Annotated in this window: 10 protein-coding genes and 1 tRNA gene; all 11 read right to left on the bottom strand. The window is 58.9% G+C overall.

Annotated elements, in window-relative coordinates; translation table 11 throughout:
* Window positions 1–7: 7 nt before the first annotated feature.
* The 11 genes from rpoB to ACSQ26_RS08995 all read right to left on the bottom strand — a co-directional run bounded on the left by rpoB (window position 8) and on the right by ACSQ26_RS08995 (window position 9,984).
* Entirely contained in the window at window positions 8–4,144 is a 4,137-nt protein-coding gene (gene rpoB / locus ACSQ26_RS09045) for a DNA-directed RNA polymerase subunit beta (RefSeq protein ID WP_436008244.1), read from the bottom strand.
* A 261-nt stretch (window positions 4,145–4,405) separates the two neighbouring features.
* Window positions 4,406–4,783 (bottom strand): 50S ribosomal protein L7/L12, encoded by a 378-nt coding sequence (gene rplL / locus ACSQ26_RS09040; protein WP_436008243.1) that lies wholly within the window; start codon window positions 4,781–4,783, stop codon window positions 4,406–4,408.
* A gap of 62 nt (window positions 4,784–4,845) precedes the next feature.
* The gene (gene rplJ, locus ACSQ26_RS09035; protein WP_436008242.1) at window positions 4,846–5,367 is read right to left on the bottom strand and encodes a 50S ribosomal protein L10; all 522 of its coding nucleotides are present in this window, start codon (window positions 5,365–5,367) and stop codon (window positions 4,846–4,848) included.
* A gap of 332 nt (window positions 5,368–5,699) precedes the next feature.
* Window positions 5,700–6,395: a 50S ribosomal protein L1 gene (gene rplA, locus ACSQ26_RS09030; protein WP_436008241.1), complete on the bottom strand. Its 696-nt coding sequence runs from the start codon at window positions 6,393–6,395 to the stop codon at window positions 5,700–5,702.
* Window positions 6,396–6,400: 5 nt separating this feature from the next.
* Window positions 6,401–6,832: a 50S ribosomal protein L11 gene (rplK, locus tag ACSQ26_RS09025; RefSeq protein WP_436008240.1), complete on the bottom strand. Its 432-nt coding sequence runs from the start codon at window positions 6,830–6,832 to the stop codon at window positions 6,401–6,403.
* A gap of 191 nt (window positions 6,833–7,023) precedes the next feature.
* Complete coding sequence (gene nusG, locus ACSQ26_RS09020) at window positions 7,024–7,554, bottom strand: transcription termination/antitermination protein NusG (RefSeq protein ID WP_436008239.1); 531 nt, start codon at window positions 7,552–7,554, stop codon at window positions 7,024–7,026.
* A 15-nt stretch (window positions 7,555–7,569) separates the two neighbouring features.
* Window positions 7,570–7,770 carry a preprotein translocase subunit SecE gene (gene secE / locus ACSQ26_RS09015; RefSeq protein WP_258162311.1) on the bottom strand — a complete coding sequence of 67 codons (201 nt, stop codon included), beginning with the start codon at window positions 7,768–7,770 and terminating at the stop codon, window positions 7,570–7,572.
* 176 nt (window positions 7,771–7,946) lie between these two features.
* Window positions 7,947–8,022: transfer RNA gene (locus ACSQ26_RS09010), tRNA-Trp, on the bottom strand.
* A 129-nt stretch (window positions 8,023–8,151) separates the two neighbouring features.
* Window positions 8,152–9,283 (bottom strand): peptide chain release factor 2 gene (gene prfB, locus ACSQ26_RS09005; protein ID WP_436008238.1). Its coding sequence is split into 2 segments (ribosomal slippage): window positions 8,152–9,213 and window positions 9,215–9,283, totalling 1,131 coding nucleotides; the frame shifts between segments, so codons are not numbered across the junction.
* Window positions 9,284–9,362: 79 nt separating this feature from the next.
* Window positions 9,363–9,698: a HepT-like ribonuclease domain-containing protein gene (locus ACSQ26_RS09000; RefSeq protein WP_436008237.1), complete on the bottom strand. Its 336-nt coding sequence runs from the start codon at window positions 9,696–9,698 to the stop codon at window positions 9,363–9,365.
* Window positions 9,688–9,984, bottom strand: a complete 297-nt coding sequence (locus ACSQ26_RS08995; RefSeq protein WP_258162314.1) for a nucleotidyltransferase family protein — start codon at window positions 9,982–9,984, stop codon at window positions 9,688–9,690. The genes ACSQ26_RS09000 and ACSQ26_RS08995 overlap by 11 nt, the downstream gene beginning before the upstream one ends.
* Window positions 9,985–10,027 lie beyond the last annotated feature (43 nt).

Genomic DNA, 10,027 nt, shown 5'->3' with positions numbered 1-10,027 from the left:
GTGCTTCTTACTCGGCAGCGTCCGGCAGTTCGGCCGGCACTTCGTCGATGACAGTGTTCTCGAGTTCGACCGACAGGCCAAGCGAGCGCATTTCCTTGACCAGAACGTTGAAGCTTTCCGGAATACCGGCTTCGAACGTATCGTCGCCACGGACAATTGCCTCGTAGACCTTGGTACGGCCGGCGACGTCGTCCGACTTCACCGTCAGCATTTCCTGGAGCGTGTAGGCCGCGCCATATGCTTCCAATGCCCAGACTTCCATTTCGCCGAAGCGCTGTCCGCCGAACTGTGCCTTGCCGCCCAGCGGCTGCTGGGTAACGAGCGAGTACGGACCGATCGAACGGGCGTGGATCTTGTCGTCGACAAGGTGGTTGAGCTTGAGCATGTAGATGTAGCCCACGGTCACCTTGCGGTCGAACTCCTCGCCGGTACGTCCGTCATAGAGCGTCGACTGACCGGTTTCGGAGAGGCCCGCCTGGGTCAGCATCGTGTTGATGTCTGCCTCATGCGCACCATCGAAGACCGGCGTTGCGATCGACACGCCACGCTTGGACTGTTCGGCAAGACGAACCACCGACTCGTCGTCGAACTCGGAGACCCGTTCAGCCTTCGGGCCGGAGCCCATCAGGTCGGTCATGGTCATCTTGAGCGGCTTGATGTCGCCCGAAGCCTTGTAGGCCTCGATCATCTCACCGATCTTTCGGCCCATGCCGGCGCAAGCCCAACCCAAATGGGTTTCCAGGATCTGGCCGACATTCATGCGCGACGGCACGCCGAGCGGATTGAGCACGACGTCGACCGAAGTACCGTCCGCGAGGAACGGCATGTCTTCGACCGGAACGATGCGCGAAACCACGCCCTTGTTGCCATGACGGCCGGCCATCTTGTCGCCCGGCTGGATCTTGCGCTTCACAGCGACGAAGACCTTGACCATCTTCATGACGCCCGGGGGCATTTCATCGCCGCGCTGGACCTTTTCGACCTTGTCCATGAAGCGCTGCTCGAGCAGCGACTTGGACTCGTCGTACTGGCCGCGGAGCGATTCAAGCTCGCCCTGAACCTTCTCGTCCTCGACGGCAAACATCCACCACTGCGAGCGGGGGTATTCGCTGATCACGGACTGACTGAGCTCAGTGCCCTTCTTGAAGCCCTTCGGACCGGCAATCGCCACATGGCCCTTGAGCATGTCGATCAGGCGGCCGTAGACGTTACGGTCGAGGATCGCCTGTTCGTCGTCACGGTCCTTGGCGAGACGCTCGATTTCCTCGCGCTCGATGGCCATCGCGCGCTCGTCCTTCTCAACGCCGTGGCGATTGAAGACGCGCACTTCGACGACCGTGCCATAGGTGCCCGGGGGCATCCGCATGGAGGTGTCGCGAACGTCGGAAGCCTTCTCGCCGAAGATGGCGCGGAGGAGCTTTTCCTCAGGCGTCATCGGGCTTTCGCCCTTCGGCGTGATCTTGCCGACCAGGATATCGCCCGGCTGAACTTCGGCACCGATATAGACGATGCCGGCTTCGTCGAGGTTCTTCAGCGCTTCTTCCGATACGTTCGGAATGTCGCGCGTGATTTCTTCCGGACCAAGCTTCGTGTCGCGCGCCATCACTTCGAATTCCTCGATGTGGATGGAGGTGAACACGTCGTCCGACACGATGCGCTCGGAGAGCAGGATCGAGTCTTCGTAGTTGTAGCCGTTCCAGGGCATGAACGCGACGAGCGCGTTGCGGCCGAGCGCCAGATCGCCGAGATCGGTCGACGGACCGTCGGCAATGATGTCGCCCTTGTTCAGGATGTCACCGACAGTGACCAGCGGACGCTGGTTGATGCAGGTGTTCTGGTTGGAACGCTGGTACTTCTGGAGACGGTAGATATCGACGCCGGACTTGCCCGGATCGAGGTCTTCCGTCGCACGGATAACGATACGCGTCGCATCGACCTGATCGACCACGCCGCCGCGACGGGCGCCGATGGCAGCACCGGAGTCGCGAGCCACGACCGGTTCCATGCCGGTACCGACGAACGGTGCCTCGGCGCGGAGAAGCGGCACGGCCTGACGCTGCATGTTCGAGCCCATGAGCGCGCGGTTGGCGTCGTCGTTCTCAAGGAACGGAATGAGCGCCGCCGCCACCGAAACAACCTGCTTCGGCGAGACGTCCATGAGGTTCACGTTGTCGCGCGGTGCGAGCATGACGTCGCCGGCATGACGGCAGACGACAAACTCTTCCGCAAACGACGCATCGTCGTTCATGACCGAGTTGGCCTGGGCGATGTAGTACTTCGCCTCTTCCATTGCCGAGAGGTAGATCACTTCGCTCGTGAGCTTGCCATCGACGATCTTGCGGTACGGGCTTTCGATGAAGCCGTACTTGTTGACGCGTGCGAAGGTAGCGAGGCTGTTGATCAGACCGATATTCGGGCCTTCCGGCGTTTCGATCGGGCAGATACGGCCATAGTGGGTCGGATGCACGTCGCGGACTTCGAAGCCGGCGCGCTCGCGGGTCAGACCACCCGGTCCAAGTGCCGAGAGACGGCGCTTGTGGGTGATTTCCGAGAGCGGATTGACTTGGTCCATGAACTGCGACAGCTGCGAGGAACCGAAGAATTCGCGAACCGCGGCAGCAGCCGGCTTCGCATTGATCAGGTCCTGCGGCATCACGGTGTCGATCTCGATCGACGACATGCGTTCCTTGATGGCACGCTCCATGCGGAGCAGGCCGAGACGATACTGATTTTCCATCAATTCGCCGACCGAACGCACACGGCGGTTGCCGAGGTTGTCGATGTCGTCGATTTCACCCTTGCCGTCGCGCAGGTCGACCAGCATCCGGACCACGGCCAGGATGTCGTCCTTGCGCAGAACACGCACGGTATCGGCAACGTCGAGGTCGAGACGCATGTTCATCTTGACGCGACCGACGGCCGAAAGGTCGTAGCGCTCGGCGTCGAAGAACAGCGAATTGAACATCGCTTCGGCCGATTCCATCGTCGGCGGCTCACCCGGACGCATCACGCGGTAGATGTCGAACAGAGCGTCCTGACGGTTCTCGTTCTTGTCCACGTTGATCGTGTTGCGGATATAGGCACCGACATTGATATGGTCGATGTCGAGCACCGGGATCTCGTCGAAACCGGCATCCATGATCACGGGCAGCGTCTTTTCGTCGATCTCGTCGCCGGCTTCGAGATAGATCTCGCCGGTCGAGGGATTGACGATGTCTTCCGCCAGGTAGTTGCCATAGAGGTCGTCGTCGGACGCGCGGAGCGCCTTGAGACCCTTTTCGGCGAGCGTCTTGAGGAGGCGCGGGGTCAGCTTCTTGCCTGATTCGACGACCACTTCGCCGCTATCGGCGTCGATGAGATCGGAGAGAACCTTCTGGCCCTTGAGCGTCTCGGGCTGGAACGGCACGCGCCATCCCTTGCCGTCCCGCTGGTAGTAGGACTTGGTGTAGAAGGTCGACAGGATGTCTTCGCCGTCCATGCCGAGCGCCATCAGAAGCGACGACACGGGGATCTTGCGGCGACGGTCGATACGCGCATAGACGATGTCCTTGGCGTCGAACTCGATGTCGAGCCAGGAACCGCGATACGGGATCACGCGGGCAGCAAACAAAAGCTTGCCCGAGGAGTGGCTCTTGCCCTTGTCATGGTCGAAGAACACGCCCGGCGAACGGTGCATCTGGGAGACGATGACGCGCTCGGTGCCGTTGACGATGAACGTACCATTGTTGGTCATGAGCGGCATGTCGCCCATGTAAACGCTCTGCTCCTTGATGTCCTTGATGGACTTGGAGCCGGTATCCTCGTCGATATCGAACACGATGAGGCGCAGCGTCACCTTGAGCGGCGCTGCATAGGTCAGGTCGCGCTGACGGCACTCGTCAACGTCGAACTTCGGCGGTTCGAATTCGTAGGACACGAATTCGAGCATCGCCGCACCCGAAAAATCGGTGATCGGGAAGACGGACTTGAAGACCGCGTTCAGACCCTCGTCCGGACGGCCGCCTTCAGGCTCCTTGACCATGAGGAACTGATCGTAGGACGCCTTCTGAACCTCGATGAGGTTCGGCATCTCTGCGACTTCGGGGATTTTACCAAAAAACTTGCGTACGCGCCTACGACCGTTAAAGGAAAGGGTCTGAGCCATCGTCGCTCCTTATCAAATGCATCCGGGCCTGCAACGGACGCAGCGCGCTGGCCAGGCGGCTCCGTCTATCAATGGATCGTTCAATCTCGTTCCTCTGCAGGCGACAGGCCGGATTGCCTTCTCGTCTGGTTCGGAACCATCCTCTTGAAGAACCCATTACCCAAAAGCCTGCTCACCAGGCTTTTGGGTAACCGGTACGTCAGAAACAGACAGTGGGAGACCGCGAAAACGCGATCTCCCGCCGACCGTAAACGTAGAGAATTACTTGAGCTCGACTTTGGCGCCAGCAGCTTCAAGCTTCTTCTTGATGTCTTCGGCTTCAGCCTTCGACACAGCTTCCTTGACCGGCTTCGGAGCGCCGTCGACCAGGTCCTTGGCTTCCTTGAGGCCGAGGGCGGTGATAGCGCGGACTTCCTTGATCACGTTGATCTTGTTAGCGCCGGCTTCCATCAGGATGACGTCGAATTCAGTCTTTTCTTCAACGGCAGCAGCCGGAGCAGCGCCACCGCCAACAGCAGCAGCAGCGACCGGAGCAGCGGCAGAAACGCCCCACTTTTCTTCGAGGAGCTTGGAGAGCTCGGCAGCTTCCAGGACGGTCAGAGCCGAGAGGTCTTCAACGATCTTTGCGAGATCAGCCATTTTCTTACTTCCTTATATAGGTTCGAACTTGAGTTTTGTTAGTCTGACAGCGAAGTACCGCCTTATGCGGCTTCTTCGCTCTTCTCGGCATATGCTGCGAACACGCGAGCAAGCTGACCTGCCGGTGCCTGAAGAATACCTGCGATACGGGTCGCGGGGGTCTGAATCATACCCACCAGCTTCGCGCGCAGTTCATCAAGCGACGGGAGGGTCGCAAGCGCTTTTACGCCTTCGGCATCAAGACCTGTTGAGCCCATGGCTCCGCCAATGATGACCAGCTTGTCGTTGGTCTTGGCGAATTCAGAGGCGATCTTGGGAGCCACGATCGGGTCATTGCTATAGCAAATAAGCGTCTGACCCTTGAAAAGACCGTTGATCTTTTCGGACTCCGTGCCCTGAAGAGCGATCTTGGCCAGGCGGTTCTTCGCGACTTTAACGGTGCCGCCGGATGCGCGCATCTTTGAACGAAGATCGTTCATCTGCGCGACCGTGACGCCGGAATAGCTCGCCACGACGACTGAGCCGGAAGCCTTGAAGACCTCGTTCAGTTCGGAGACGAATTCGCGTTTTTCCGCTCTATCCACTGTCTCACTCCAGTTAGCAGGACCGCAATAACTGCGCGGACCCTGCCGGGTTGCCTTTTGCCGCACGGGATATGATCCCAAGCGACGCTTGAGGATCCTGCCCCCTCGCGCCTCACCGAAGTGAAAACACAAGGCATCCAAGGTTCGAACCGTTCTTTGCGGATATTCATCCGCGGAAACCGGAACTTACCCGTCTCATGCAGGCTAAGTGATTAAGGTATAACCACCTGCAATCTCGGACAGGAATGACGGGTTGCCCCGCCTTTTCCCGGGCGTTACTCCGGGAAACCATGAACGGAAGCCTCCGTCAGGAGGCTCCCGATAAACTTGTCTCAGGCCGAAATCGTGGCCGGATCGATCTTGACGCCAGGACCCTGGGTCGAGGAGATCGCGATCTTCTTGAGGTAGTTGCCCTTGGCGCCAGCCGGCTTCGCACGCACGACGGCGTCGGCGAATGCCTTGATGTTGGCTTCAAGCGCGTCCGGGGCGAACGATGCCTTGCCGATGCCGGCATGCACGATACCGGCTTTTTCGACGCGGAACTCGACGGCGCCGCCCTTGGAAGCCTTGACGGCTCCGGCAACGTCGACGGTCACGGTGCCGACCTTCGGGTTCGGCATCATGCCGCGCGGGCCGAGAACCTTGCCGAGACGGCCGACGAGCGGCATCATGTCAGGGGTCGCGATGCAGCGATCGAAATCGATCTTGCCGCCCATGACGATGTCGAGCAGGTCTTCCGCACCGACGATGTCGGCACCGGCTGCCTTGGCTTCATCAGCCTTGGCGCCACGAGCGAAGACGGCGACGCGAACGTCACGGCCCGTACCGTTCGGCAGGTTGACGACGCCGCGGACCATCTGGTCTGCGTGGCGGGGGTCAACGCCGAGGTTCATGGCGATCTCGACCGTTTCGTCGAACTTGGCGACGGCACGGTCCTTGACCATCTTGATCGCATCGGAAAGCGCGTAGGACTTGTTGGGGTCAACGCCTTCGCGGATCTTCTGGATGCGCTTTGCAATCTTAGCCATCTCGATCAACCCTCTACCGTCAGGCCCATGGCGCGGGCGGAGCCCTCGATCATGGCCATTGCGCCTTCGATATCGGCGGCGTTGAGATCTTTCATCTTGGCTTCGGCGATCGACTGGATCTGAGCCTTGGTGAGCTTGCCAGCGGAAGAACCCTTGCCCGGAGTCTTGGAACCCGAGGTGATCTTGGCTTCCTTCTTGAGGAAGTAGCTGACCGGCGGCTGCTTCATCATAAAAGTGAAGGACTTGTCCTGGTAATAAGTGATGACGACCGGAATCGGCATACCCTTTTCCATTTCCTGCGTAGCCGCGTTGAACGACTTGCAGAATTCCATGATATTGATGCCACGCTGACCAAGTGCCGGGCCGATAGGCGGGGACGGGTTTGCCGATCCTGCCTTGACCTGCAGCTTGAGCTGGCCTGCTACTTTCTTAGCCATTTCTCTGCCTTTTCTAGCAGCTCCGGTCCCCGATAGCGGGTTCCGGAACGGTTAATAGCCGGGGCGACCCGGCTCGAATGCCGGCATTTGCCGGCGGCTGCGGTTGCGTGGTGCGGCTTTCCGAAGATCCGGCTAAAGACCTTCCGCCTTCCACGCGGGGGTTCGGCGGCGCAGAACGCCGCCAAGCCTGATCAGACCTTTTCGACCTGACCGTATTCAAGCTCGACCGGCGTTGCGCGGCCGAAAATCGAAACTTCCACCTTGAGGCGGGAGCGCTCCTCGTCGACATCCTGAACGATGCCGTTGAACGAGGCGAAGGGCCCATCGGCAACCCGGACCTGCTCTCCGATCTCGAAGGAGACCGACGGCTTCGGATGCTCGACGCCGTCCTGCACCTGGTTGAGGATGCGGTCGGCTTCAGAGTCCGGGATCGGCACCGGCTTGGAGTCGGAACCGAGGAAACCCGTGACCTTGGGCGTATTCTTGATCAGGTGATAGGCCTCGTCGGTCAGCGTGGCGCGGACCATGACGTAGCCTGGGAAGAACTTCCGCTCGCTATCGACCTTGCGGCCGCGACGAATTTCCACCACCTTCTCGGTCGGAACCACGATCTTCTCGAACAAATGGCTCAAGCCCTTCTGGCGAGCCTTCTCTTCGATCGATTCCGCAACCTTCTTCTCGAAATTGGAATATGCGTGGACGATATACCAGCGTGCCGCCATGTTCGTCTCCGCCTATCAGTTGCCGGCGTTCAGGATGAAGCTGATCGCCCAGCCCATCGCCAAATCCGCAGCAAAGAAAAATATTGCAGCCAGCCCAGCCATGATGAAAACCATAGCGGTGGAAATCATAGTCTCGCGCCGCGTGGGCCAAGTCACTTTCGACGTCTCCGAGCGAACCTGCTGCAGAAACGTAAACGGATTAGTTTTGGATGCCATTGACTGCTCACGCCATATCGGCGCGTAAAGCTGACCACGCCAGCTCCACGCACCGCGTGTCTGATTTAAACCCTACATAAACTCCGATTCCCTTTTTCACAAGGGCAAATCGAAGCTTTTTTCCCATTGCCAAAGGCTGCACGTCAACCGCGCGACCATCGACAGATTTTGACGACTGGCAGGGGCAGTAAGGCTCGAACTTACGACCTGCGGTTTTGGAGACCGCCGCTCTACCAACTGAGCTATACCCCTTCGCCTGCCTTCCGGGCCTGCAATCCGCAAACCCGAAAAACAATTCTCGGCGCTTGTTAGTCAATCCGACCGGAAAAGACAAGCGCCCTCGCCCAAGAAATTTACCGCCTAATCAACGCCAAAACAAGCCTAGGTCAGATCGTCCGTCACCGCATCGGCCTTGCCGCTGATACGGTGTGCCAGTGCGGCTTCCATGAACGGGCTGATGTCACCATCCAGCACATCCGACGGCGCCGAGCTTTCGACGCCGGTGCGCAGGTCCTTGACCATCTGATAGGGCTGCATGACATAAGAGCGGATCTGGTGACCCCAGCCGATATCGGTTTTCGATGCCGCCTCAGCGTTTGCCGCCGCCTCGCGCTTCTCGAGCTCGGCCTCATAGAGTCTCGACCGCAGCATGTCCCAGGCCTTGGCCTTGTTCTTGTGCTGCGAGCGCTCCTGCTGGCAGGCCACCGCGATTCCCGTTGGGATATGCGTGATGCGCACGGCAGAGTCGGTCGTGTTGATGTGCTGGCCGCCCGAGCCCGAGGCGCGATAAGTGTCAATCCGGCAATCGCTCTCGTTGATCTCGATGTTGATCGAGTCATCGACGACGGGATAGACCCAGATCGACGAGAAGGACGTATGGCGGCGCGCGTTCGAATCATAAGGCGAAATGCGCACCAAGCGGTGCACGCCCGACTCGGTCTTCATCCAGCCATAGGCATTGTGGCCCTTGACCATGATCGTCGCGGACTTGATGCCGGCCTCTTCGCCGTCATGCATTTCCAGGATCTCGACCTTGTAGCCCTGTCGCTCGGCCCAGCGGGTGTACATGCGCAGCAGCATGTTCGCCCAGTCCTGGCTCTCGGTGCCGCCGGCGCCCGAATGCACTTCGACATAGGTGTCGTTGCTGTCGGCCTCACCGGAGAGCATCGCTTCGACCTGACGGCGATTGGCCTCCTTGAGCATCGCCTTCAGTGATTCCTCGGCCACTTGGATGATCTCCTGGTCGCTTTCCATCTCGCCGAGCTCGATGAGGTCGATATTCTCCTGCAGTTCCGCCTCGAACTTGCGGACGCTGGAAATGCCGTCGTCGAGCTGCTGGCGCTCGCGCATCAGCTTCTGCGCTTCCTGCGGATCGTTCCAGAGATTGGGGTCTTCAGACTTGTTGTTCAGCCAGTCCAGCCGCCTTACAGCCTGATCCCAGTCAAAGATGCCTCCTCAGCAGGCTTACGGCCTGCTTGATCTCGTCGACGACATTCACGATTTCATTGCGCATAGATTCATTCCGTTGGAAAATTCGGCCCGTCAATAATGTTTGACGGAGAGGATGTCAAAGGTTTGCACCTCGGCAAGCATCATTCTTCCAACAAGGCATTGAGCTGTTGGATCAAAGGCGGCAGCGCCTCGGTTGCCGTATTCCAAAGAATGTCGGTGCTAATATCGAAATAGGCATGAATCAGCCGGTTTCGCATGCTGATGATTAGCTGCCACTCTATCTCTGGATTGGCCTGACGCGTATCTTCGCTGATCTTGGAGGCCGCTTCGCCGACAATCTCGATTGCTCTCACCAGCGCGAACTGAAACTGCAAGTCAGCTTCAAGATCGTCTCGCGACCGCCCCTTGAGAAAGTGTGTCGCGACTACAGCGGACTCGCACATATGGCGCAGGCGAATGCGATCTTCATGCAGCATATTGGAGTTCCGCGGATGCCAGGACATCGCTCCGGAAATATCTGCTCAACTCATTCGCAGTGCGCAAATCAACTTTTCTGCCGTCCAACAGGACCGAGAGTTCAATCTCGATCCTGGCCATATCCAGGTATGTCGGCCGGGCAGTTTCGCTGAATTCAACGAGAAGATCGACGTCGCTGTTTTCCGTCGCCTTGCCCTTCAGTACGGAACCAAAAAGCGACAGCCGAACGATTCCATGGCGTTTGCATATCGCCTCAAGCGCTGATCTGTCGGAAAAGATTTCCATTCGAACCCCGTCTCGATGACAAGCGTGACCTTTATAGTTGTGA

The sequence above is a fragment of the Rhizobium sp. LjRoot254 genome (assembly GCF_964254105.1).
Classification (GTDB): domain Bacteria; phylum Pseudomonadota; class Alphaproteobacteria; order Rhizobiales; family Rhizobiaceae; genus Rhizobium_E.
The sequence above is the reverse complement of the archived record's forward strand: the minus strand, read 5'-3'. Positions and strand labels throughout refer to the sequence as shown.

Excerpts from the sequence above, each read along its gene's own strand:
- nusG (WP_436008239.1), bottom strand. The coding sequence starts at position 7,554 with ATGGCGGCACGCTGGTATATCGTCCACGCATATTCCAATTTCGAGAAG.
- rpoB (WP_436008244.1), bottom strand. The coding sequence starts at position 4,144 with ATGGCTCAGACCCTTTCCTTTAACGGTCGTAGGCGCGTACGCAAGTTT.
- ACSQ26_RS09000 (WP_436008237.1), bottom strand. The coding sequence starts at position 9,698 with ATGCTGCATGAAGATCGCATTCGCCTGCGCCATATGTGCGAGTCCGCT.
- rplA (WP_436008241.1), bottom strand. The coding sequence starts at position 6,395 with ATGGCTAAGATTGCAAAGCGCATCCAGAAGATCCGCGAAGGCGTTGAC.
- rplL (WP_436008243.1), bottom strand. The coding sequence starts at position 4,783 with ATGGCTGATCTCGCAAAGATCGTTGAAGACCTCTCGGCTCTGACCGTC.
- secE (WP_258162311.1), bottom strand. The coding sequence starts at position 7,770 with ATGGCATCCAAAACTAATCCGTTTACGTTTCTGCAGCAGGTTCGCTCG.
- ACSQ26_RS08995 (WP_258162314.1), bottom strand. The coding sequence starts at position 9,984 with ATGGAAATCTTTTCCGACAGATCAGCGCTTGAGGCGATATGCAAACGC.
- rplK (WP_436008240.1), bottom strand. The coding sequence starts at position 6,832 with ATGGCTAAGAAAGTAGCAGGCCAGCTCAAGCTGCAGGTCAAGGCAGGA.